Here is a 24,017-nt window from a genome sequence, read left to right on the forward strand (position 1 = left end):
CAGGGGCCTGATTGCTCAGGCCCCTGTTGATCTCTTTATCCCATCATCCGGTTAGAAGTGGATCCCCTTGATCAGGGTCGAGACGGCAACCTGATCGGCGGTGGCTTTGGATTTGTCGCCATCCTTGGGATCGGCAAAGGTGCGGAAGCTGGTATTCATGATCACCTGGGCGACACGTGGTGCCAAGGCATGCACCACCTGACCGAATACCCCGAGGCGAGTGGCCAGTCGCACATGCTTGTTGATGATGGTATCGCACACAAGATCGGCCGCCTCTTCCGGCGTCATCATCGGTACCTGCTCATAGACCTTGGTCGGTGCGACCATCGGCGTTTTCACCAGCGGCATATTGATGATGGAGAAGCTGACCCCCTTGTCGGCAAACTCGGAGGCGGCGGTACGCACCCAGGCATCGAGGGCCGACTTGGAAGCAACATAGGCGGAGAAGCGCGGCGCATTGGTCAACACCCCGATGGAGGAGATGTTGATGATGTGGCCTTTCTTCTTCTCGATCATGGTGGGCAGCACCCCCATGATCACCTTGAGCGCGCCGAAGTAGTTGAGCTGCATGGTGCGTTCAAGATCGTGGAAGCGATCGAAGGAGTCCTCGATGGAGCGGCGGATGGATCGGCCGGCATTGTTGACCAGAATATCGACGCCACCGTGATCGGCCACGATGCGAGCGGTGATCTCCTCGGCCTGCGCCAGATTGGAGAGATCCCCCTGATAGATCTCGATGGTCAGCCCCAGCTCGGCAAACTCCGCTTTAGTCTCGGCAATCTTCTGCTCGTCGCGGGCGATGGTAACGACGTTGGCCCCCGCTCCAGCCAGCTTGCGCGCGGTTGCACGGCCAATGCCGGAGGTGGCCCCGGTCACCAGCACCACCTTGCCCTCTACCCGACCACGCAGGGAGCGATCGATGAAGAGTTCGGGATCGAGATGACGCTCCCAGTAGTCCCACAGCCGCCAGGCGTAGCTGTGCAGCGGTGGCACTTCGATACCTGTCCCTTTCAGTACTCGCTGGGTTTCGCGGCTGTCGAAACGGGTGGGATAGCTGATAAGACGGAACACATCCTTGGGCAGACCCAGATCGGCGATGGCGGCATCGCGGATACGGCGCACCGGCGCCATGGTCATCAGCATGGCGGTCAGGTGGCGGGGAATGAAATTAAAGAGAGAGGCGTTGATGCGGATCGCAGGCTCCGGCGCATGGGCGGCGCGGGAGAAGGTGCTCAGCATGTCGCCGACCCGCATCGGGTTGGGGTCGGTCAGATGGAAGGTCTTGTTCTCCTCGCCCTCCTGATGGGCGATATGCACCATGGCATCGACCACGAAGTTGACCGGCACGATATTGATGCGCCCGCCCTCAACCCCGATGGCCGGCATCCAGGGCGGCAGCAGACGACGCAGCTTCTGGATGGTCTTGAAGAAGTAGTAAGGGCCGTCGATCTTGTCCATCTCGCCGGTATTGGAGTCACCGACAACGATGCCCGGTCGGTATACCCGCCACGGAATGGTGCACTCGTTTCGCACAATCCCTTCCGCTTCGTGCTTGGTCTGGAAGTAAGGCATGTCGAGGTGTTCGGCCTCATCGAACATGTCCTCGCGAAACAGACCGTCGAACAGGCCCGCTGCAGCGATGGAGCTGCAGTGGTGGAACTGCCCCGCCCCCAGCCGCTCGGCAAGTTGAACGGCTTGACGGGTCCCTTCGGTGTTGACCTGCTGCTGGATCCCGGCCTTGGCGTTCAGATCATAGATGGCAGCCAGATGGAAGAAGTGGTCGATCTTGCCGATCAACTGCTCCTGCATCTCAGCCGATACCCCCAGCAGCGGTTGCGTCATGTCGCCAAAAACCGGGACTGCGCGCGATTCATCCACATTCCAGAATGCAAATAACTCCGGCAATTTATCCTGATGAGAGGCGCGCATCAGAAAATAGACGATACAGTCGGGATGCTGTTGGAATAACTTTTTGATCAATCGACGCCCGATAAAACCACTACCGCCAGTAATGAAATAGTTCATAAAGAGAATCCTGCTACTGATTAGGGTGTTACTAGGTTGTTAGATATATCACGATTCATATGGGAATCCGCAATTTGATTGTCGGTTCGTGAGCAAACCCTAATTTCGGTGGTGTGCCTGTTCCGTTATTAGGTAGAACCCTCTATTTTTTCTCCCTAGACTGAAGTTGAAAAATCAGTAATGCCACAACCCGATTGCAGTTTCGTTGTCGCCATTACATTTAACTGTCGTTATTCAAGGAGAAGATCATGGCTAAGAAATTGAAAGCGCTGGCAGGGTCAGTGACCGACAACCAACTCACCTCCACCATCAAGGAGTCCACCCAGCAGATCTGGTTGGCGGGTCTGGGTGCCTATGCCAAGGCGCAGGAAGAGGGGGGCAAGATCTTTGAAGCCCTGGTGCAGGAAGGGGAAGCATTGCAGGCCAAAACCCGTCAGAGCGCAGATGAGAAGATTGCCGCTGTGACCGACAAGACCGCCAATACCTGGGGCCGTCTGGAGCAGGTGTTCGAAGATCGCGTGGCCCGCGCTGTGGCCAGCCTCGGCATCCCGACCCGTAAGGATATCGACAAGCTCTCCAAGCGCATGGCCGAGCTGACCGATGTGGTCCAGCAACTGCTGGATGCGCAGGAAGAGGAAGCCCCTGCCGCAGAAGCCAAACCGGCTGCCGCCAAAAAGCCCGCTGCCCGCAAGCCTCCGGTAAAAAAGGCACCGGTAGCCAAGGCTAAAGAGGCCGTGGTTGAGCAGGCCGCCGATCTCCTCTCCGCCGCTGAAGATGCGGTGAAAGAGGTGAAAGCCAAAGCAGAGAGCGTCCTGCCCTGATCCCTCGCGGTGACGGAAGGTGATTGATACCGGCCCATGCCCTGCGCTGGGCCGGTCTTGTCATGGTGAATGTCATGGATAGAGAGGCAACGCTATGAGTACCATCGCAATTGCCCTTGCTGGCGGCGGGCCGCTCGGCGGCATCTACGAGATCGGTGCCTGCGCAGCCCTCTCTGACAGCATCAACGGCCTGCGCCTTGACCATGCCGATATCTATGTTGGCGTCAGTTCGGGGGCCGTGGTGGCATCGGCGCTGGCCAATGGCATCTCGCCGGCTAAGCTGGTGCGGATCCTGCTCAGCGATGATTCGGGGGAGATGTTTGACCCGGCTACCTTGCTGCGACCCGCCTTTCGTGAATATGCCGACCGCCTGACCTCGATCCCGCCACTGGCGTGGCAGAGCCTGACCTACTATCTGGCGGCGCCCTGGAAGCGCAGCCTGTTTGAATCGCTGCAGGGGCTCTCCAAGGCCATTCCGACCGGACTGTTCGACAACCGCGGGGTGGATCGCACCCTGACCCAGTTTTTCTCTCGTCCCGGCCGCAGCAACGATTTTCGCCAGCTGCGCAGCCGACTGTTTGTGGTCGCTACCGAACTCGATACCGGCCATCCGGTCGCCTTCGGCAGCCCGGGGCTCGATGATGTGCCCATCTCGGCGGCGGTACAGGCGTCAGCCGCCCTGCCCGGTCTCTTTCCGCCCTCCTTGATCAACGGTCGTTACTATGTGGACGGGGCGCTGATCAAGACTCTGCACGCTTCGGTAGCGCTGGAAGAGGGGGCGGATCTGGTGTTCTGCATCAATCCGCTGGTGCCCTATGATGCGGACATGGCCGCCGGCGCGCCCACCAATCTGGTAGACAGCGGTCTGCCGGTGGTACTGGCCCAGACTTTTCGCGCCATCATCCACTCCCGCATGCATGTGGGGATGGATCGCTACAAACACCAATATCCCGACGCTGACGCCCTGCTGTTTGAGCCCTCTTCTGCCGATGGCGAGATGTTCTTCACCAATGTGTTCAGTTATCGGGATCGTCGTCGCCTCTGCGAACACGCTTACCAGCATACCCGCCGTGATCTCTGGCAGCGTCGTGACGAGCTGGCGCCGGTGCTGGCCAAGCATGGCCTCGAGCTCAATCTGGCCGCGCTGGCCGATGAAGATCGCACCCTGCTGGCCCCCGGCATTGGCTCGGTCGCCGCCCTCGACAAGTCGCTGGAGCAGTTGCAGCACTGGCTTGCCAAACGCTATCGCCACGGCGTGCGCCGTTCATCACCAAAGGAGTAGCATGGATCGCAAACCCAAACGTCGTACCCGGGAGCGGATCCTGACCACTGCCCTCGCCTGCTTCAATCGACAAGGGGAACCCAGCGTCACCACCTCGGCCATTGCGGCCGAGATGGAGATCAGCCAGGGCAATCTCTACTACCACTTCCACAACAAGGAGGAGATCGTCAACGCCCTGTTCTGCGAATTTGAACAGCAGATGGATCGCCTGCTGGAGGCGGTCAGCACCCCGTCCGATGAGCCAGAAGATATCTGGCTCTTCCTCCACCTGATGTTTGAAGCCATCTGGCAGTACCGTTTCCTCTACTACGATATCGCGACCCTGATGAGTGGTTATCATCAGGTGGAGCAGCGCTTTTCCGCCCTGCTGCGCCGCAAGGAGCAGACCGCCATCGCCATTTGCAACCATCTGCAAACGGTCGGGCTGATGGAGGGCACGGCGCAACAGATGCGCACGCTGGCAGCCAATGTGGCGCTGGTTGGCACATTCTGGATCTCTTACCAGCGGGCACTGCACCCCAAGGCGGACGCCGATATCGCCCTCGGCGTCTTTCAGGTGATGCAACTGGTCGCACCCTATTTGCGGGCCGATGCCCGCGCTCATCTGGGCGCCCTCGCCCACCACTACACCGACAAGGTTTGATTCACATGCTACAGGGAGAACAAGCATGACCACTTCACAACTCGAATTTGTCCCCTTCCCCTACGCGGATGCGGCCTATGAGTATGCTGGCCAGAAGCTGGCGGAAAACTGGGATCGTCTCCATCAGGGGGATGCCGAACCCTGGCCCGAGGATGAACAGGTACAGGATGCCTGGCGGGCCTATCATGCCGGGGATTTTGCCCGGGCCGTCGCCCTTGGCGAAGCGGCCGGTGAGGCGGGCCTCAATGTGGCAAACAAGGCACTGGTGATCCACGCCAGCTATCTGCTGGAAGACAAGTATGCCAAGCGCGCCGCCTTCGAGCGGGCGGCCAGCCATGCCGAGAAGCTGCAAAAACGCCAGCCCAAGAATGCCAACGCCTGGTATTTCCACGCGTTGGCACTCGGGCGCTACAGTCAGGTCATTTCCATCTCCAAGGCCCTCTCGCAAGGGATTGGCGACAAGATCAAGGCAAGCCTTGAGAAGACTCTGGAGCTGGCGCCAGATCACGCCGAGGCCCATATCGCCTTTGGTGCCTGGCATGCGGAGATCGTCGACAAGCTGGGGGCCATGATCGGCGGCCTCACCTATGGCGCCAAGAAGGAGGAGTCCGAGCGCCACTTCAAGGAAGCGCTGGCGCTGATCCCCGACTCCGCTATCGCCCGCATGGAGTACGCCAACGCTCAGGTAATGCTGCACGGCAAGAGCCGCCTGAAAGCCGCCGAAGCCCTCTATGCTGAAGCAGCCGAGTGCGAACCGATGGATGCCATGGAGCGCCTCGATGTGGAGGCGGCGCGCGAAGAGCTGGAGGATTAACCGCCACTCCTGCCACTAAGAGGTAGCAAAACAAGAGGCCAACCCGCGGGTTGGCCTCTTTTTATTGGGATTTTTACGTATCGGATCAACCCAGCAGCGCATCAAGGCCGTTCGGGTCGAACAGCAGCTCAGGCTCCAGCAACACCAGCAGTAACAGTTGTTCAAACTCCACGGCGAAGCGGTCGACAACCTGATCCGGGTCAGGTACCAGCTTCTTGTCGGTGATAAGGCCCAGCTGCACCTTGTGATCGTAAGAGAGGATGGAGACGCCGACGCCGATATCCCCCGATTGCGGCACCCAGAACAGCGGCTGACGCAATTTTGCTCCAGCCAGATAGAGGGTCTGCTGCGGGCCGGGCACATTGGTGATCACCGCGCTGGCCTTGGCCGTGAGCAGCTCGACGGCCTGCTGCTGCACCGCATTGGGGGCCATGCCAAGGGCATGTAACAAGTTGAGCACTACCACGGGTTGTAGCGAGGTGCGCAGCGCCTGCATTCGGTCACGTACGGTATAGAGCCGCTGCAACGGGTGTTCAACATCCAGTGGCAAGTCCAGGGCCACCAGCCCGAAGCGGTTGCCAAGTGCCCCCTCATCGTCCGGTGCACGCATATTGACTGGCACCAGGGCGCGGATCTTGACCTTGTTGGCATCATCCCCCTTCTCCTGCAGGTAGTGGCGAAACGCCCCTGCGGTGGCGGCGATCAGCAGATCGTTGACCGAGCAGCCCAGTACCTTGCCCACTGCCTTGATATCCGGCAGATCAATTTGCTCCGACCAGGCCACCCGCTTGGTGCTAGTGGTCTTGCCACGCAGGCGGCAGGGTGAATCATCACCGAGGGTGGCAATATTGCACAGCTCGCTCGCCACATCCCGCCCGGTCTTGAGGTAATCCACCGCCTTGGTGGGATGGGTGACCACTTCGACATATTTGGACCAGAGGCTACCGGTCAGCTTGAGGCCGGCCCGCACCAGACGGCTGCCCTGGTGGCAATCCTCCTCATCCTCGTCATCGCTGTCATCCAGTGGCTCCGGTGATGGTGGTCGCGGCGCCCCTTCCGGGGTGTTATCCATCATGGTCAGCATGGCCCGCACCAGCGAGAAGCCGTCGCCCATGGCGTGGTGAATGCGCACCACCAGCGCTTGACCACCCAGCGAAGTGTCGGTGAGGTGCATATCCCACAGGGGGCGCTGGTGGTTGAGCGGCGTTGAGGCGAGATCGGCCACCAGCTTCTCCAGCTCCAGCTTGCCCGCTTCACCCGGCAGGATCACTCGCTTGAGGTGCTGATCGAGATCGAAATCGGGATCATGACGCCAGTAGTAGGAGCCCCCCTCCAGCACGGCTCGCTGGTGGAAGCGGGGTTGCACCGAAATGGTATGGTTTAATCCGGCCCGCAGACGCGCTTCATCAAGCTCTCCTTCAAACATCAGGACACCGATGATCTGCATCAGGTTGTTGGGTCTGTCCATGCGTAACCAGGCGGTATCGACGCAGGAGATAAATTCACTCAGTGGCATGGTTGTTTCCCTACAAAATGAATTTACCGAGACGGCAAATTGCTCCTGCCCTCATATCCGGATGAAGACTTGATGCAATCAGAATGACATTAAAGAGTGCCGACTCGAAATATGAAATAAAGATGAAAGATTACTTACAAAATAGAATCGAGACCTCGCCGAATAATAAATCTGACAAACCATATGGCTTGCCAACTTATTTCAAACAGCCATCGTTTACAGCTGGTTTATTTAAAGCCAGTCCGACGAAAAGTTTCAAACACGTTTGGGGCAAGGTAAGCGATTGTCGACATAATCGAGGATCTCTTGCTCCAGTACGCTGCGTACCGGTAACAGCATCAAACCAAGATGCACTTCCAGTTCCAGGGTATCTTCGTCCAGGGTGAGAGTGCCATGTACCCCTGAGCCGCGAAAGTGTAGCTCGGTCTCCTCTTCATCTGCCCATTCGCAATCGAGTTGATAGCTCTCGCTCATGTCCGCAGCGATGGCTTCGGCCGCGAGCCGGGCGGCGGCCAATCCCAGCGGATGCTGACGGCTGATCTGGATGGTAGAGAGTGCGCTGCTGCCAGCGAGCGAGTTGAAGAACATGGTCGTTACTCTGGGTCATAAGTTAGTTATTGATATTAAACACATGTTCACAACAAATGAAAGGATGGTTCACATAAATGGGACTCACTTAACAGAGTCGAGAGGGATGCAGGCCATCAGCGGGGCATGGCATTTATTCCCTCCCCCGTGCGCGCTACACTTGTCACGGAACGGTCAGCAAAAGCTGCTTGTTTTTCATTCACTTGTATCTTCGTATCACCGAATTCTCATCAATGGGCCCAAGGCCAGAGAGCTGTAGATGACGCATCAAGAACATGCCCACGACGACGATAGCACCCTGGGTCGGCTCTACCGCCAGCTCAAGCGGGTTGCAGCCTTGCGCGAGCAGATGCGTGCCCACCCGGAAGATCAGCAGGATCGGGATCGGCTACGCCAGTGGCAGGCCGACCGGTTGGGGCGAACCCATCGAGATCTGCTGGAGAGTGACCGCTACGGCCCCGCCGCCGAGTTTTTCCTGACCGATCTCTATGGCCCCGGGGATTGCGCCCGCCGCGATGCGGACGTGATGCGGGTGATGCCGACCGCCGAGCGGCTGTTGCCGGAGTCCGGCCTCAAGGTGCTGGCGCAGGCGATCGAGCTTGATGCCCTCTCCGAAGAGCTGGACTACCTGATGGTGGTGGCGCTGCGACGCATTGATGGCATTGATCCCATCACACCGGATCATTACACCATCGCCTATCGTGCCGTGGGTGAACAGGCGCGCCGGGAACATCAGATTGCGCTGGTGAGCGAGCTTGGGATGACGCTGGACAGACTGGCGAGAAAGCCACTGCTGGGGGCAACCCTCAAACTGGTGTCAGGTCCCGCCCATCTGGCGGGGCTTGGCGAGCTTTTCTCCTTTGTCGAGCGTGGTTATCAGGTGTGTCATCAGATGGGGCGTGCCAACGAGTTTCTCGAGACCATCGCCAGTCGTGAGACGGCCATCATGACGGCGCTCTTTAACGGCGACAGCCGTGCGCTGGGGTAAGGCTTACGCGAGGGATAAGCCGCCAGAATAACAAAGCGGGCCGATGAGCCCGCTTTTCGTTTATCACAGTTTGCCGATATGTAGCCCAATACAAGACCGGTCAGATCACCAGCAGATCCATGAAGGCATGTACCGGGGTGGCGGCAAGGCGCGGCCCATCCTGACAGAGGGCCAGAATATCGTTGACCCGTTTGGCCGGGAAACGGGTGGCCAGATTGTGCTGGAATTTCTCCACCAGCAGCGGGATCCCCTCCTCCCGACGGCGACGATGGCCGACTGGATACTCCACCTCCACCTTGGCGGTGTGAGTGCCGTCCTTGAAGAAGATCTGGATGGCGTTGGCAATGGAGCGCTTATCCGCCTCCAGATATTCGCGGCTGTAGCGTTTGTCCTCCTGCACCACCATCTTGCCGCGTAGCGCGTCAATGCGGGGATCGGCGGCAACATCGTCCTCGTAATCCTCGGCGATCAGGCGACCGAAGATGAGCGGTACCGCCACCATGTACTGCAGGCAGTGATCCCGATCGGCCGGGTTATTGAGGGAGCCGACCTTGCTGATGATGCGAATGGCCGACTCATGGGTGGTGAGTTCGATACTGTTGATCTCCTCCAGCCGTCCCTTCACCTGCCCATGCAGCTTCATGGCGCACTCCACAGCAGTTTGGGCGTGGAACTCGGCGGGATAGGAGATCTTGAACAGCACGTTCTCCATCACATAGCTGCCGTACCCCTGATGCAGAGCGAACTGATTGCCCTTGAACAGCACATCGTAGAAACCCCACTTGGGGGCGCTCAGTACGCCTGGATAGCCCATCTCGCCGCTCATGGTGATAAGGGCGAGGCGCACTGCGCGGGAGGTGGCATCCCCCGCCGCCCAGCTCTTGCGGGAACCCGCATTCGGGGCATGACGGTAGGTACGCAGGCTTTGCCCATCGACCCAGGCCTGGGAGACCGCATCGATCACCTGATCACGGGTGCCACCCAGCATGTGAGTCACCACGGCGGTGCTGGCGACCTTGACCAGCACCACGTGATCGAGACCCACCCGATTGAAGGAGTTCTCCAGTGCCAGCACACCCTGGATCTCGTGGGCTTTGACCATGGCCACCAGCACATCGGCCATGGTGAGCGGTGCCTTGCCATCGGCCACGCGAGTACGGGAGAGCCAGTCAGCAGTGGCGAGAATACCGCCCAGATTGTCGGAGGGGTGACCCCATTCGGCGGCCAGCCAGGTGTCGTTGTAATCGAGCCAGCGGATGATGGCACCGATGTCCCAGGCTGCCTTGACGGGGTCGAGGCAGAGCTGGGTGCCGGGCACCCGGGCACCATGGGGTACCAGTGTACCGGGGACGATGGGGCCAAGGTGTTTGGTACATTCGGGGAAGCGCAGGGCCAGCAGGCCACAGCCAAGGGTGTCCATCAGGCAGTAGCGGGCGGTGTCGAGGGCTGCCTCGCTGGTAATGGGGTGGTTGCAGACATAATCGGCAATATCGACCAGCACCTGATCGGGCTCGGGTCTGTGGTTGACGTCGACGTTGGCGGACATCGTGATTTCCTTATCGTTGTTGTAGAGAGACAAAGTGACGGGGGGCCGGGCCGACATAATCGGCGCTCGGGCGGATGATCCGGTTGTGCTCGCGCTGCTCCATCACGTGTGCGCACCAGCCGGTGACCCGCGAGCAGACGAAGATAGGCGTGAACAGCTTGGTCGGGATCCCCATGTAGTGATAGGCGCTGGCGTGGAAAAAGTCGGCGTTGGGAAAGAGCTCTTTCTCCTCCCACATCACCTTCTCCGCCTCGCAGGAGACGCGATAGAGGCGATCATCCCCTACCGCCTCGGCGAGTTTGGTCGACCACTCCTTGATGATGACGTTGCGCGGATCAGAAGTGCGGTAAATGGCGTGGCCAAAGCCCATGATCTTCTCCTTGGCCGCCAGCTTGGCCAGCAGTTCGCGCCTTGCCTGCGTTTCATCCTGCCAGTGTTCGATCATTGCCATGGCCGCCTCGTTGGCACCGCCGTGGAGCGGGCCGCGCAGGGTGCCGATGGCCGCGGTGATGCAGGAGAACATGTCAGAGAGCGTCGAGGCGCAAACTCGCGCCGCAAAGGTAGAGGCGTTGAACTCATGCTCGGCGTAGAGGATGAGAGAGACATGCATCACCCGCCGCTCCAGCTCGCTCGGCGCTTTCTGGTGCAGCAGCGCGAGGAAATGGCCACCGATACACTCTTCATCGGTATCGAGGGCGATGCGAACGCCCTCGTGACTGAACTTGTACCAGTAGATCAGAATGCCCGGAAAGGCGGCCAGCAGCCGATCCGCCACTTCATGCTCATGCTCGAAACCATCTTCCGGCTCCAGATCGCCGAGCATGGAGCAGCCGGTGCGCAGCACATCCATGGGGTGAGCATCGGCGGGAATGCGTTCCAGCACCTCCAACAGCGGCTGGGGCAAAGTGCGCAGGCGACACAGTTCGCGCTTGTAGGCGTCAAGCTGCTGCTCATCGGGCAACTCCTCCTTGAGCAGCAAATAGGCGACCTCCTCGAACTGGGCGCTGTCGGCCAGCTCCTTGATGTCATAGCCGCGATAGGTAAGACCGGTGCCACTCTTGCCCACGGTGCAGATACTGGTCTCCCCCGCACTCTGCCCGCGCAGACCTGCCCCGCCCAACGGTTTTTGCTGTCCCATAAGCTGCCTCCTATTCCTTGGCTGTAAACAGACGATCCAGTGTCTGCTCGTAGTGGTGATATCCGAGGAAGTCGTAGAGCGACTCCCGGGTCTGCATGGTCTCCACGACAGCCCGTTGATGGCCATCCTGGCGAATATGTTGATAGACGTTGAGGGCGGCCTGATTGGCGGCCCGGTTGGCACTCAAGGGATAGAGCACCATGTCGACTCCGTGCGCGGCCAGTTGCTCTTTGTCAAACAGCGCGGTTTTGCCGAACTCGGTCATGTTGGCGAGGATCGGCACTTCGGCCGCCAGCTTGAACTGGTCGTACTGGGCCAGCTCGGTCACCGCTTCGGCGAAGATCATGTCGGCCCCAGCGGCCACATAGGCGGCAGTGCGTTCAAGAGCAGATTCCATCCCCTCCACCGCCAGCGCATCGGTGCGCGCCATGATGACGAACTCGCCATTCTCGCGGGCATCTACTGCGGCCTTGATGCGATCACACATCTCCTCCTGCGTGACCACCGCCTTGTTGGGGCGATGACCACAACGCTTCTGAGCCACCTGATCTTCCATGTGCACGGCTGCCACTCCGGCGCGCTCGAACGCGCGAATGGTGCGGGCGATATTGAATGCCCCGCCCCAGCCGGTATCGATATCGACCAGCAGCGGCACCCGGGTGGCAGCAGTGATCCGCTCGGCATCGATCAGCACATCGTTAAGGGACGTCATGCCGAGATCCGGCAAGCCGTAGGAGGCATTGGCTACTCCGGCGCCGGAGAGATAGATGGCTTGAAAACCGCTGCGCTCGGCCATCAGCGCCATATAAGCATTGATGGTGCCGACGATCTGCAGGGGATGTTCATTGGCAAGGGCGGTGCGAAAGCGCAGGCCTGCCGAGGGGGACAAACTGGACATCATGACTCCTTTCACCTGTCTAGTTTGGCTATCTAATATCACGTTTACGTTAACGTCAATTATACTTTCGTAACATTCTGGCCGCAGGCAAGACAGGAAACCGGTTTTAGGGTAAATTTCACCAATTCCTTCAACAGGTTGAATTGTATGATGGAGCCCGGTTCCGTGATTGTCTGTCCGGCGTGCGACTTGCTGATCCAGCGCAAAGCACTGCCGCTGCGTCGCCATGCCCACTGCCCGCGTTGTCACCAACATCTCTATGGCCGTTATGCCTTTCGTCCCTCCCAGTTGATGGCCCTGACCATCACCGGATTTCTGCTGCTGCCCTCTGCCTTTTTTGAACCGCTGATCTATCTGCGGCTGGCTGGGGTCAACACCGACGCCGACCTGCTGCGCGGTATCCTGGTGCTGTTTGGCGAAAGTGAGTTTTGGGTGGCCTCTTTGGTGCTTTGGTGCGCCGTACTGGCACCGGTAGGATTATTGGCGGGGATCTTTGTGCTGGCTTCGGGTCTGGCCAAACGTTGGCACATTCTTCCCGTCACCTTGAAGCTGGTCGAGGTGTTTCGCCACTGGGCCATGCTGGAGGTCTATATCGTCAGCCTGCTGGTTGCCCTGTTCAAACTGATCGACATCGCCGATGTGCGCCTCGGTGGCGGGTTGCTCAGCCTCGGTATTTTGATGCTGCTCAACATGACCCTGCTGATCCTGTTTGACCCCGCCCCCTACTGGGCGCGGATCCCGTTAAAGGAGCCGGAACATGACCAGCGCCCGTGAGATGGGACTCTGCCGCTGCCATACCTGTGGTTTGCTGGTGCGCTATCAAGCCGGGGCAGTCTGCCCCCGTTGCAGCAGCAAATTGCAGGTGCGCATTCCCCGTTCCCTCGCCTGGTCGTGGGGCTTGCTGGCGCTCGCCACCTTCATGTTGCTGCCTGCCAATCTGTTGCCCATAACCCATTTCTACAACAAGGGGTTGCTGCAGTCAGATACCATCTTCAGCGGTATCATGATGCTCTATCGCAGCAAAATGAGCGGGATTGCCACCATAGTTCTCACCGCCAGCATACTGGTACCCGTGGGCAAGATATTGGGGCTGGGCTGGATCTGCTGGCAGTTGCAGCGGGCCAAGCCGGTGCGGCGCAAGCGCCAGCTGGTGATGTATCGGGTGATCGATTTTATCGGTCGCTGGTCGATGCTGGACTTGTTCGTGATTTCGCTGATGGTGGCGCTGGTCGATCGGGGTGTGCTGCTGAGTGTCCGCGCAGGCCCGGGGGCCACCGCCTTTGCCGGTGTGGTGGTGCTGACCATGATGTCGGCTCGCATGCTCGATACCCGTTTACTGTGGGACAAGGCGGCCCGTTGATGATTTCTCTGTTTTTGTCTGATGTGCTGTTTAATCAAGCCAATAAGGAGTCACTATGATCGGGGCTGAACCCGTCATCGAAAAGCGTCGCTGGTTATCGCCGGTCTGGCTGTTACCCCTGATAGCCCTGCTGCTGGCGGGTGGCTTTCTCTATCAGCAGGTATTGAGCCGTGGCCAGCTTATCCAGATCAACTTCGCCCAGGGCAACGGCATCTTGCCGGGTAAAACCCAGGTTCGTTATCAGGGGGTGGCCATCGGCGTGGTGCAGGAGCTCGAGCTTGCTGAAGATGGCCGCAAGATTGCCGTGCTGGCAAAAATCGATAGCCGTGCAAGACCGCTGATCCGCAAGGGTTCCGACTTCTGGCTGGTGAGCCCCAAAGCGTCGCTCACCGAGATCTCCGGCCTCGATACCCTGGTCTCCGGCAACTACATCAACCTGCAACCGGGGCGTGAAAGCAATCCGCTGGAGGAGACCTTCGATGCCCTGGAAGGCCCTCCCCCAGGCTATCAGGCACAGGGACGCATGCTGCACCTGACTGCCGATTCGCTGGGTTCGGTGGGGATTGGCGCCAAGCTCTATTTCCGCGGCATCGAGGTGGGCAGCGTCATCAATACCCGCCTGGGTCAGGACAACCAGAACGTCATTCTGGACCTGGTGATCGAGCCGCGTTTCGAACATCTGGTCAAAGCTGATACCCGCTTCTGGAATATCAGCGGCATCAAGGGCTCCTTCAGTCTGGCCGGGGTGAGCGTGGAGGCTGGCAGCCTCACTTCCATCCTGAGCGGCGGCATTGCCTTTGACTCGCCCAAAGATTCACCGGAGCCGGAGAAGGGACAGACCTTCGTCCTCTATAAAGGGCTGGCGGAAGCGGCGCGTGGCGAGCGTATCGACATTGCGGCTGGCGATCTTCCGGTCAAGGAGGGGATGTCCATCCTCTATGAGGGGATCGAGATTGGTCGTATCGACCCCATTCGGCTTACCGATAAAGGCCGGATGGTCACAGCGTTGATCAACCCGGAGCAGGCCTATCGCATTACCGACAAGAGCCAACTGGTATGGGAGAGCGTCTCCCTCTCCGCGACCGGTGTGCAGCATGCAGATCGCCTGCTCTCCGGCCCGGCCATTCGCCTCGACTATGTGGCGGGAAAACCGGCGCGGAAGATGGCTCTGACCGATCGCGCCCCCCAGAGCGGCACCAAGGTGACGCTGCAGGCTGACGATCTGGCGGGGCTCAATCAGGATGCACCTGTCTGGTACAAGGGATTGCAGGTGGGCCGTATCAGCCAGCTCACCCTGGATGCACGCGGCAATGCCAGCGTTGAGCTGGTGATGGCGCCGAACTATGGCCATCTGCTCAACCGTGCCCGCTTCTATCGCGCCGCCCCGTTGCAGATCGATGCCGATCTGAGCGGCATCAAGGTAGAAACCAGTCCGGCCAGTGCCTGGTTGGGGGGCGGGATCAAGCTGGTACAAGCCAGCAGTGGAGAGCGGATTAACCGTCTCTACCCGAGTCAGGAGCTGGCACTGCTTGGGGCACGTGATGCCAAGCCCCAGCGCTGGTTGCTCAAGGCAGATCAGGCCGATGGCATCGGCATTGGCTCACCTGTGCTCTATCTGGGGTTGGAAGCGGGCAAGGTCAAACAGCTACGCGCCGCCAAAGAGGGGGTCGAGATCGAACTCGAGATTGATGGGGTCTATGCTCCCCTCCTCGCCCAGCAACCCCAGTTCTGGAAAAAACCGGCCATCGACACCAAGGTGCGGGTCGATGGGGTGCAGGTCAAGGTGGGCAACCTCGGTACATTGCTGCGCGGTGCTATCGAGTTCGATCGGTTGGCCAATGGCCGCAGCAGCCATCAACTGTTCGATTCCAGGGAGCAAGCCAAGGCCAAGGTACGCCAGCTGTCACTGGTGGCAGAGAGTAATCCGGGGCTCGGGATTGGCAGCCCGATCCGCTATCGCGGGGTCGATATCGGCAAGATTGAGCAGATTGAACTGGAGCCGACCTTGGGGCAGGTGATCTTCAAAGCCGAGCTGGATGGCCAGTACGCCGAGCGTTTCCTGCAATCCGGCGCGCGCTTTACCCTGGTGCAAGCCAAGCTGGGTCTGGGCGGGGTCGCCCATCTCGATACCCTGATCAAGGGGGCCTTTGTCGAGGCCGAGCCCGGTAAAGGTGCGGGCCGAAGTAGCTTCCGCCTGAGCCAGAGCGGCCCGGCCGGTTTGGCCCTCACCCTGAAAAGCCCGTCGGTGAATGGCCTCTCGGTTGGCAGCCCGCTGCTGTTTCGCAAGATGGTGGTGGGCAGTGTCACCAAGGTGGCGCTGGCTCGGGATGGCAGCGAGGTGGTGATCGACGTTAACGTGGATCAGGAGTATGCCCATCTGGTGCGGGCCAACTCCCGTTTCTGGAATGTCTCCGGGGTCAAGGCGGATATCGGTCTGACTGGCGGCACTATCGAAGTGGAGACGGTGCAGAGCTTGCTGGCTGGCGGCATTGCCTTCAATACCCCGGAGAAAGAGATGGGTCCAACCGTCAAGGCAGGACACAGCTATCCGCTCTACGGCAAGGCCGAGAAAGAGTGGCTGGAGTGGAGCCCGCGCATCCAGCCCTGATCCCTCCCCTTTGTGTATCTCATCCAAGCCCGGCCCCGTGCCGGGCTTTTTTATATTCCGGTGCCTGGGGTTCAGATTCAGAATATTCCTCGCCTTGTGGTAGGATATCGCCCCTCTTTTTCGGTCAACGAGACGGCACAGTGCACGACAACACCTTCCTTCCCGATTACTTTTTACGCCACATAGCGGCCATCATGCCGGCCCATCTCTCGATGGATGAGTTTGTGGCCAGTTGTCGACGTCCGCTGCGTCGCAGCATTCGGGTCAATACCTTGAAGATCGCCGTCTCCGACTTCGTCGCCCTGATGCAGCCACTGGGTTGGCAGCTCGACCCGGTGCCCTGGTGTGACACCGGCTTCTGGCTGACCCGCCGCGATGAAACCGTTCCGCTGGGCAACACAGCCGAACATTTGAGCGGACTCTTCTACATTCAGGAAGCGAGCTCCATGCTGCCGGTGACGGCGCTCTTTGCCTGCGACAAGATCAAAGCGGACGGCATGTTGCTGGATGCAGCGGCGGCCCCCGGCTCCAAGACCACCCAGATCGCGGCCCTGATGAACAATCAGGGAATGCTGGTTGCCAACGAGTTTTCCAGCAGCCGGTTGAAAGTGCTCAGCGCCAATATCCAGCGCTGCGGCGTGACCAATGTGGGCATGACCCATTTTGATGCCAAGGTGTTTGGCCAGTGGTTACCGGAGACCTTCGATGCCATCCTGCTCGACGCCCCCTGCTCCGGCGAAGGGACGGTGCGCAAGGATGAAGATGCCTTGCGCAACTGGAGCATCGAGAGCATCGACGAGATTGCGGCGGTGCAGCAAGGGTTGCTGGAGAGCGCCTTCCATGCTTTGAAACCGGGTGGCGTACTGGTCTACTCCACCTGTACCTTGAGTGAGCAGGAGAATCAGGCGGTCTGCCAATCCCTGCTGGACAAGTTTGGCGATGCCTTGAGTTTTGACTCGTTGGCTGACCTGTTCCCTCATGCAGAGCAAGCTTGTACATCCGAAGGATACCTGCACGTTTGGCCCCAAATCTTCGATAGTGAAGGCTTTTTCGTCGCCAGATTGCGCAAGCATCACTCTGTGCCCAACACCATGTTCAAGCCGGGCAAGCTGGGTAAATTCCCCTTTGCGCCGCTTCCTGCCAAAGAGGCTGAACCCATGTTGCGCGAGATTGAAGCCAACTTTGGGGTGGCACCGCAGGGTCAGCTGTTTGGCCGCAATGACGAGATCTGGCTCTTCCCTCAGCGGTTTGATCAGGTGCAGGGCAAGTTGCGCTTCGATCGCATCGGCATCAAGTTGGCCGAAACCTTCAAGAAAGGCTATCGCCTCACTCATGAGTGGGCACTGGCCTATGGCGATAAAGCGAGCAAGGGTGTTGTCGAGCTGGATAGCGCCAATGCGCGGGAATTCATGATGGGACGGGACGTCTGGCCAGAACAGGATGCGGGCGCTGGCGAGGTGATCGTCCGCTATCAGGGGCATACCCTGGGCATGGGGAAATGGGTGGGTAGTCGGGTCAAGAATGCCCTCCCCCGCGAGCTGGTGCGTGACAACAATCTGTTCAATGCGTAGTGGGCCGTTCGGTGCATAAGCACTTGAACGAGTCTGAAATACCCACACTCTGGTTGAACTTTTCTTCGGATCTTGAAAAGCCTTGAGCCTTGTCTAAGCTTAAGGCAATCCGAACACCAGTTAGCGCACGGCTCTGCAAGGAGCCAATTCCCCTATGCCAGGTACAAGGAATTCGTACCTGGCTTTTTTTATCTCTTCACGTATCGCTGTTACTTCACTTTTGTGTCTATTCAACAGTCTCTTCGACCTGTATGGCGACTCTGTTTTCAAACGGAGGTTCTCTACCCAGCTCATGTTGGTAGAGCAGATCGATCGCCTGCTCGATAAGTGATGCCTGACTGTCTTCGAGATGAAGACCCAGAGCGGCCAATCGCTCGGCGTGGCGATTGCTGATCCAGCATTGCAGCCGGGTATGGGTCTCCTGCTTGCGTTTTACATGTTGGCGCTGCCGCTCGGCATTGTTTTGGGGCCCCGCCTCTTGCTCTTCACGCACTGTCATTTTTTGGCTCATATGTCCTTGCGATGTTCCATTTCCAGATTTGTTATCTCTCATCACATGCCATTATCCATTGGAAGATGCCCCTTCCACCTTGGGCTGCTGGCTGCACGGCAAATATATCATCAGATCAACAAGATATCATTTAACATAAAAAATGCAGTAGCGCAGTTATGTCAAAGCAAGCCATCAAGGGCATGATCGGAGAATTTGTGGGCGTCATCGAAATACTCCTGCAGGGTTCGCATATCCTTGTGGCGCGTCACCTCAATGATCTTGTTCATCGGCTTGCCGGCAGTTACCGCTGAGGTGATAAATCCACGGCGCAGGCTATGGCCACTGACGTAGAGATCGTCGATGGTTTGGCCAGTTCGCCGCTTGATCATCAGATTGATGCCCTGGGGGCCGAGTGGTTCAGCCATCAGTTGACCCCAGCGGTTCATGCGCCGAAACAGCGGCCCCTCGCTGATCCGGCTTTTGTGTAGCCATTTTTGCAGTGCCGACACGGGGCAATAGTGTTTGCCCGGGATCAGGGCTATCTCGGTTTCATGCAGCTGATGCTTGCTCGGTTTGAGGCGAAGGCGGATCCCCTGCCCCACAAAATCGAGATCGCTCACCTCAATTCGGGCTGCTTCCGAGCGGCGCAAGGCGCCACTAAACATCAAGAGCAGCAGGGTGTGATCACGCAAGCCCGCCAGATCATGGGTGTCGATGCCATCCAGCACCTGGGTCAATGGTTGCAGCGTCAGGGCGCCGGTTTTGCGTTTACGGTTATCCCCCAACCTGACAATACCACGCATCATCTCCTTGATTTCGGGATGTTCGGTGGGCATGGGGTGAATGCCTTTCTGCTTGAAGGCATAACGGATCCCCGCCAGCCGTCTCACCAGGGTTGCTGGTTTTCGAGGCTCGCCATTACGCAGTTCTCCCTTCCCTTCCTCTTTATCCAGCCATATCCAGTCGGCCAATACGCCGTCGGCCTGATCAGCGAGAAAATTCATGATGTCGTGATGGGTCGTTTGTAGCGGATCCAGCCCGTGCAATTGACACCAGAAGACAAAAATACGGGTATCCGCCTGATAGGCATTGAGGGTGGAATCCGCTTTTGCACTGCGTAAAAAGCGGCGTGCCCGACTATTTAGCTGTGCATCGAAAACAGTCTGCAGTGACTGATGAGCTGGATTGGACAAGGATGGATATGCCACGGAACTCTATGATTCATATGAAGTTTGAGAGGATCTTACAGGATCCTTCCCATACATCAAGTATCGATAATGAATATTATCGATACTTAGAACATCTTATTTCAATACCCTTTGACCACTCTGAATAAAGGAAACATAGGAATATCATTCGACCCAGTTTAGCAGAAACGAAAAAGTAAAATTGGCAGGAAGAAGTGAGAGATAACGCGGCTCAGTGTTTATATTCAGGTGGGTAATCAGCTTGGCATTTGAAATATAAAAAGCCCCAAGCAAAGGGGCTTCGGTGTTATTTTTTCGCCAGTTTGAATAGTTCAAAGAAATTTCGGCTGGTCGCTTCTGCCAATTCGTTAAGCGGAATATGGCGCAGATCAGCAATAAACTGCGCAACGTCTCGTACAAAGGCGGGTTCGTTCTCCCTCCCCCGATGCGGTATGGGGGCAAGATAGGGCGAGTCGGTCTCGACCAGCAATCTGTCGAGGGGCAGAGCCTTGACCACCTCTTGCAGGGCGGACGCATTTTTGAAGGTGGCGATCCCGGAGATGGAGATATAGAACCCCATCGCCATCGCGGCTTGCGCCATCTCGAGAGACTCGGTGAAACAGTGCAGCACACCGCCAACCTGATCTGCTCCCTCTTCACGCATGATCTGCAAGGTATCTTGCTGGGCATCGCGGGTATGGATGATCAGCGGCTTGTTCAGCGCGCGAGCAACCCGGATATGTTCGCGGAAAGAGGCTTGCTGAACTTCCTTGTTCTCGGGCGAGTAAAAGTAATCGAGACCGGTCTCACCGATGGCCACCACACGTGGATCGGCAGCTTGCTTGAGCAGCAACTCGGCATCGACACCGGGTTCCTGATTGAGCGGGTGTACCCCGCAAGAGGCAAACACCTGGGGATAGGGCGCGATCGCCTCGAGCATGGTCGGGAATTGTGCTTGAGTCACACTGACACAGAGAAAATATCCCACGTCCAGTTTCGCGGCCTTTGCCAGTACATCAGCCATGCTGGTCTGCTTGCTACCATAGCTGAGGCGATCGAGATGACAGTGGGAATCAACGAGTAACATATAAAACCTTTCTGCTTGTCAGTACTTATAACCAGCGACTGAGCCAGTTCATCAGATGGATGGTGGGATTGGAGAGCTGTCCCGGCTGACATGCGGCTTTCAGGGCAACCAGATCTTGTTCTGCCTCCAGCAGTTTTTCGCTGGAGTGCTGCTCCGCCAACCGTTGACTCAAGATGGCCAGATCAGGCATTGCCAGCTGATGGTGACCACATCCGGCCTGGGTTTTCAGGGCATCGCACAAGAAGAGCTGCAACCAGTGCAACCTGACCTGCGTCTCCTGACCAAGCTGGCTGCACAATGCCGTCGCCTTGACCGGACTTTGACTCAGGGCGACAAACTGCTCCAGCAGTTCGCGGCGAGTACCGTCCTGTTGCTGCTCGATATAGTCGAGTACCCGCAGCGGGGCCCCCTGACAGATCCGCACCTGAGCCAGAGTGGCCTGATGACCCTGCTCGGCCAACCAGCGTACTGTTTCCCCTTCCGCAGGCAACTGACAGACATGTTTGTGACAGCGACTGAGAATGGTGGGAAGCAACCGGGAAACCTGGGAGGCAATCAGCAACAGCAAGCTGTCGCCGGCCGGCTCTTCCAGGGTTTTCAACAGGGCGTTGGCTGCCGATTCGGTCATCCGCTCCGCATCAGGAATGATCACCACCTTGCCACGGCCGAGCTGGGCAGAGCCCTGCAGCCGGGTGCAGATCTCTCGAATGGCCTCGACCCCGATGGTCTTGCTGTCGCGCGTTATGGTGCCGAGATCCGGGTGGTTGCCCTTGTCAAACAGCTGGCAGGAGTGGCACTGACCACACGGCTCTCCACGATCCGGTTGTTGGCAAAGGTGCAAACGCGCCAGCCGCTCAGCCAGTTGCTCCTTGCCAAGACCGGGATCGCCCAGCAACAACCAGGCGTGGCCGAGACGACCGGACTGTGCCGTCTGGCTCAGGGCATGCCAGTCAGGGATCAGCCAGGGATACATAGGGGCTCGTTCGACAGATAGTGATCCAATGCACGCTCGATGGCAGCTTTGACCTGTTCCGGCATTTGCGCCGCATCGATCACCACAATGGAATCATCCTTGGCGGCCAGTTCGAGATAACGAGTTCGGGTACGCTCGAAGAAGCTCAGTTGCTCCAGTTCGATGCGATCCAGCTCGCCGCGATGGCGGGCGCGCTGCAAGCCAAGGGCAGGATCGATATCGAGATAGAGGGTGAGATCCGGCTTGAAGTTGCCGAGCACCGCCTGCTTGATGGCACCGATAAGCTGGGCAGCGATACCACGGCCGCCACCCTGATAGGCCTGGGAGGAGAGATCGTGGCGATCCCCCACCACCCAGACACCGTCGGCCAGTGCGGGTTTGATGCGGGTCTCCACCAGTTGTACCCGGGAGGCGTACATCAGCAGCAGTTCTGCCTCGATGGTGAGGCGCTCGTCGTGCACCTCTTTGACGATGGCCCGCATCCGCTCGGCCAGCGGCGTACCACCCGGCTCCCGGGTGCACTCGATCCGATCGATGCCGTGACGCTGCAGATAGTCGGTCACATAACGCACGGCCGAGCTCTTCCCTGCCCCTTCCAATCCTTCGATCACAATAAATTTAGACATTAGGGTTTCTTCAATATGTATTCGCGAACCGCCCGATTGTGTTCATCGAGGGTCTTGGAGAAATAGTGGGCACCGCCCCCCTTGGCGACAAAGTAGAGATAGTCGGTCGACTTGGGGTTAAGCGCAGCTTCGATGGAGGCCTTGCCCGGCATGGCAATAGGCGTGGGCGGCAGACCATCGATCACATAGGTGTTGTAGGGATTCTTGTCGGTCAGATCGCTGCGGCGAATGTTGCCATCGTAGCGATCTTTCACCCCGTAAATGACGGTGGGATCGGTTTGCAACTTCATGCCCAGACGCAGTCGATTAACAAACACCGAGGCGATCTGTGCCCGCTCGTCCGGCTGGCCGGTCTCTTTCTCGATGATGGAGGCCATGATCAACGCCTCGTAGGGGGTCTTGTAAGGCAGGTTGGCCTGACGTTTCTCCCAGCTCTGCTGCAGGAAAGTCTCCATATCCTGATGGGCACGACGCAGGATCGAGAGATCGCTGGCATGGGTGGTATAGGCGTAGGTTTCCGGCAGAAACCAACCCTCCAGCTTGCCATTCTCGATGCCGAGCTCCTGCGCCAGGTCGGCTTCGGATTGCTCGACGGTCAATCGCTCAAGGTATGGGGCGCTGGAGAGCTGCTTCTGCCAATCCTCGAAACGGGAACCTTCGACGAAGGTGAGGCTGAAGTGAAACTCCTTACCCGATGCGAACAGAGAAAGGGTCTCCTTGAGAGGGGCCCCTTCCTTGATTTCGTAGGTGCCCGATTTGATGGCCACCAGTTCGGGGTGGCTGCGCAGCCAAAGCCGCACCGCCCAGGGGCTGGTTTCCCCCTCACCCAGTTCGGCGATGAGGCGCGCCGCATGGGCGCCCTTCTCCACCGTAAAGAGCCGGGTCGGCCCCTTGTTGGTGAGCGTCTCTACCTGTTGCCATTTGTAATGTACATAGCCCCCGGCAGCGGCTACCGTCAGTGCCGCCCCCGCGAGCAGGGTGTAAAGCCGATTAAACTTCAATGACCAAACGCTCCTGTAAACGGCGACTCAATACCGCTGGGGGATAGTGAATATCCTCTATGCCATTGACCGGCACGATCCCCATCAGGGTATTGGTGAGCCACACCTCTTCAGCCTGCCATAGTGACTCCAGCGGAGCCTCTACCACACGCAACTCAATACTCATCTGTTTCAGCATCGCCATCACCTGGCGGCGCATGATGCCATCGACACCACCGCGGGCGAGATCGGGCGTAAACACCGTCTTGCCCCGACGCCAAAACAGATTGGCACTGACCCCTTCAATGAGAAAACCGCGACTGTTAAGCACTATCCCTTCGACTGCATTTCGACTGACAAGTTCGCTTTTCAGCAATACCTGCTCCAGACGATTCAAAGTTTTAAGCCCGGCCAGCATGGGCGCATCGCCGATCCGCTGGCGGCACACCACTATCTCGATCCCCTCCTGTTGCCACTGGCCATAGTGAGTGGGAAATGACGCCAGAGTGACAATCCGGGTTGTGTGCTGACATACGCTGCCATCATAGCCCCGCCCCCCTTCGCCGCGGGTCAGGATCACCTTGGCCACGCATTGTGGCTGGTCGGCCACCATCTCTTCAACCTCCCGGGTCAAGAGATCCCAGTCCGGTTCAACCAATCCCAACCGGTTGTTCGCCTGCTGCAACCGTGCCAGATGGGCAGGCCACTGCAACACGCGCCCCTCCCTGACCGCCATGGTGGTGAAATGACCGTCACCATAAGCCAGCCCCCGATCATAGGCCGAGATGGTATCAAGCTTCATGCCATTGATAAGCAAAGGGATCCCTCCGATAAAAAAGGCCCGATACCGGCAGTATCGGGCCTGTGTCTTTG

General features: G+C 58.5%; 22 protein-coding genes. 9 read left to right on the forward strand and 13 right to left on the reverse strand.

What is annotated here, in order from left to right; genetic code table 11:
• Nucleotides 1–51 precede the first annotated feature (51 nt).
• Nucleotides 52–2,025 (reverse strand): SDR family oxidoreductase, encoded by a 1,974-nt coding sequence (locus AACT07_RS05315; protein ID WP_069526825.1) that lies wholly within the window; start codon nt 2,023–2,025, stop codon nt 52–54.
• A 248-nt stretch (nt 2,026–2,273) separates the two neighbouring features.
• Here AACT07_RS05315 and AACT07_RS05320 point away from each other — a divergent pair, with 248 nt between their 5' ends.
• From AACT07_RS05320 to AACT07_RS05335, 4 genes are all read left to right on the forward strand, one after another.
• Nucleotides 2,274–2,846, forward strand: coding sequence for a phasin family protein (locus AACT07_RS05320; protein WP_005333118.1), 573 nt, complete (start codon nt 2,274–2,276; stop codon nt 2,844–2,846).
• A gap of 94 nt (nt 2,847–2,940) precedes the next feature.
• Nucleotides 2,941–4,128 (forward strand): patatin-like phospholipase family protein, encoded by a 1,188-nt coding sequence (locus tag AACT07_RS05325; RefSeq protein WP_040065538.1) that lies wholly within the window; start codon nt 2,941–2,943, stop codon nt 4,126–4,128.
• Between the two features lies 1 nt (nt 4,129).
• Nucleotides 4,130–4,771 (forward strand): TetR/AcrR family transcriptional regulator, encoded by a 642-nt coding sequence (locus AACT07_RS05330; protein WP_005345492.1) that lies wholly within the window; start codon nt 4,130–4,132, stop codon nt 4,769–4,771.
• A gap of 25 nt (nt 4,772–4,796) precedes the next feature.
• On the forward strand, nt 4,797–5,585 hold the full coding sequence (locus tag AACT07_RS05335; protein ID WP_069526826.1) for a hypothetical protein: 789 nt from the start codon (nt 4,797–4,799) through the stop codon (nt 5,583–5,585).
• A gap of 85 nt (nt 5,586–5,670) precedes the next feature.
• Here AACT07_RS05335 and AACT07_RS05340 read toward each other — a convergent pair whose 3' ends face one another.
• Entirely contained in the window at nt 5,671–7,101 is a 1,431-nt protein-coding gene (locus AACT07_RS05340; RefSeq protein WP_069526827.1) for a wax ester/triacylglycerol synthase family O-acyltransferase, read from the reverse strand.
• A 255-nt stretch (nt 7,102–7,356) separates the two neighbouring features.
• Entirely contained in the window at nt 7,357–7,689 is a 333-nt protein-coding gene (locus tag AACT07_RS05345) for a polyhydroxyalkanoic acid system family protein (RefSeq protein ID WP_069526828.1), read from the reverse strand.
• A 259-nt stretch (nt 7,690–7,948) separates the two neighbouring features.
• On the opposite strand from AACT07_RS05345, the gene AACT07_RS05350 reads away from it, so the two are divergent.
• Nucleotides 7,949–8,677, forward strand: coding sequence for an FFLEELY motif protein (locus AACT07_RS05350; protein WP_069526829.1), 729 nt, complete (start codon nt 7,949–7,951; stop codon nt 8,675–8,677).
• A 100-nt stretch (nt 8,678–8,777) separates the two neighbouring features.
• Here AACT07_RS05350 and AACT07_RS05355 read toward each other — a convergent pair whose 3' ends face one another.
• Genes AACT07_RS05355 through prpB form a run of 3 tightly spaced genes read right to left on the reverse strand, consistent with a single transcriptional unit; the run spans nt 8,778 to nt 12,259 of the window.
• On the reverse strand, nt 8,778–10,223 hold the full coding sequence (locus AACT07_RS05355) for a bifunctional 2-methylcitrate dehydratase/aconitate hydratase (RefSeq protein WP_069526830.1): 1,446 nt from the start codon (nt 10,221–10,223) through the stop codon (nt 8,778–8,780).
• A 10-nt stretch (nt 10,224–10,233) separates the two neighbouring features.
• Complete coding sequence (prpC, locus tag AACT07_RS05360) at nt 10,234–11,361, reverse strand: bifunctional 2-methylcitrate synthase/citrate synthase (protein ID WP_069526831.1); 1,128 nt, start codon at nt 11,359–11,361, stop codon at nt 10,234–10,236.
• Between the two features lie 10 nt (nt 11,362–11,371).
• Nucleotides 11,372–12,259: a methylisocitrate lyase gene (gene prpB, locus AACT07_RS05365; RefSeq protein WP_069526832.1), complete on the reverse strand. Its 888-nt coding sequence runs from the start codon at nt 12,257–12,259 to the stop codon at nt 11,372–11,374.
• A 147-nt stretch (nt 12,260–12,406) separates the two neighbouring features.
• Here prpB and AACT07_RS05370 point away from each other — a divergent pair, with 147 nt between their 5' ends.
• The 4 genes from AACT07_RS05370 to rsmF all read left to right on the forward strand — a co-directional run bounded on the left by AACT07_RS05370 (nt 12,407) and on the right by rsmF (nt 17,798).
• Nucleotides 12,407–13,033, forward strand: a complete 627-nt coding sequence (locus AACT07_RS05370; RefSeq protein ID WP_069526833.1) for a paraquat-inducible protein A — start codon at nt 12,407–12,409, stop codon at nt 13,031–13,033.
• On the forward strand, nt 13,017–13,619 hold the full coding sequence (locus AACT07_RS05375; RefSeq protein WP_005333132.1) for a paraquat-inducible protein A: 603 nt from the start codon (nt 13,017–13,019) through the stop codon (nt 13,617–13,619). Before AACT07_RS05370 ends, AACT07_RS05375 begins: the two co-directional genes overlap by 17 nt.
• Before the next feature lie 55 nt (nt 13,620–13,674).
• On the forward strand, nt 13,675–16,227 hold the full coding sequence (locus tag AACT07_RS05380; RefSeq protein ID WP_069526834.1) for an MlaD family protein: 2,553 nt from the start codon (nt 13,675–13,677) through the stop codon (nt 16,225–16,227).
• A 140-nt stretch (nt 16,228–16,367) separates the two neighbouring features.
• Complete coding sequence (gene rsmF / locus AACT07_RS05385; RefSeq protein WP_069526835.1) at nt 16,368–17,798, forward strand: 16S rRNA (cytosine(1407)-C(5))-methyltransferase RsmF; 1,431 nt, start codon at nt 16,368–16,370, stop codon at nt 17,796–17,798.
• Nucleotides 17,799–18,024: 226 nt separating this feature from the next.
• Here the strand turns inward: rsmF and AACT07_RS05390 are convergent, their stop codons facing one another.
• The 7 genes from AACT07_RS05390 to pabC all read right to left on the reverse strand — a co-directional run bounded on the left by AACT07_RS05390 (nt 18,025) and on the right by pabC (nt 23,961).
• Complete coding sequence (locus AACT07_RS05390; protein WP_151286039.1) at nt 18,025–18,297, reverse strand: RepB family protein; 273 nt, start codon at nt 18,295–18,297, stop codon at nt 18,025–18,027.
• A gap of 173 nt (nt 18,298–18,470) precedes the next feature.
• Nucleotides 18,471–19,499 carry a site-specific integrase gene (locus tag AACT07_RS05395; RefSeq protein WP_139123747.1) on the reverse strand — a complete coding sequence of 343 codons (1,029 nt, stop codon included), beginning with the start codon at nt 19,497–19,499 and terminating at the stop codon, nt 18,471–18,473.
• 286 nt (nt 19,500–19,785) lie between these two features.
• Nucleotides 19,786–20,565 carry a TatD family hydrolase gene (locus AACT07_RS05400; RefSeq protein WP_069526837.1) on the reverse strand — a complete coding sequence of 260 codons (780 nt, stop codon included), beginning with the start codon at nt 20,563–20,565 and terminating at the stop codon, nt 19,786–19,788.
• 25 nt (nt 20,566–20,590) lie between these two features.
• Complete coding sequence (gene holB, locus AACT07_RS05405) at nt 20,591–21,538, reverse strand: DNA polymerase III subunit delta' (RefSeq protein WP_069526838.1); 948 nt, start codon at nt 21,536–21,538, stop codon at nt 20,591–20,593.
• On the reverse strand, nt 21,523–22,164 hold the full coding sequence (gene tmk / locus AACT07_RS05410; protein WP_069526839.1) for a dTMP kinase: 642 nt from the start codon (nt 22,162–22,164) through the stop codon (nt 21,523–21,525). Before tmk ends, holB begins: the two co-directional genes overlap by 16 nt.
• Nucleotides 22,164–23,165: an endolytic transglycosylase MltG gene (mltG, locus tag AACT07_RS05415; RefSeq protein ID WP_005333156.1), complete on the reverse strand. Its 1,002-nt coding sequence runs from the start codon at nt 23,163–23,165 to the stop codon at nt 22,164–22,166. Before mltG ends, tmk begins: the two co-directional genes overlap by 1 nt.
• Entirely contained in the window at nt 23,155–23,961 is an 807-nt protein-coding gene (gene pabC, locus AACT07_RS05420; protein ID WP_069526840.1) for an aminodeoxychorismate lyase, read from the reverse strand. Before pabC ends, mltG begins: the two co-directional genes overlap by 11 nt.
• Between the last annotated feature and the right edge of the window lie 56 nt (nt 23,962–24,017).

It is taken from the genome of Aeromonas sp. ANP5 (assembly GCF_963870295.1).
Taxonomy (GTDB): Bacteria; Pseudomonadota; Gammaproteobacteria; order Enterobacterales; family Aeromonadaceae; genus Aeromonas; species Aeromonas veronii.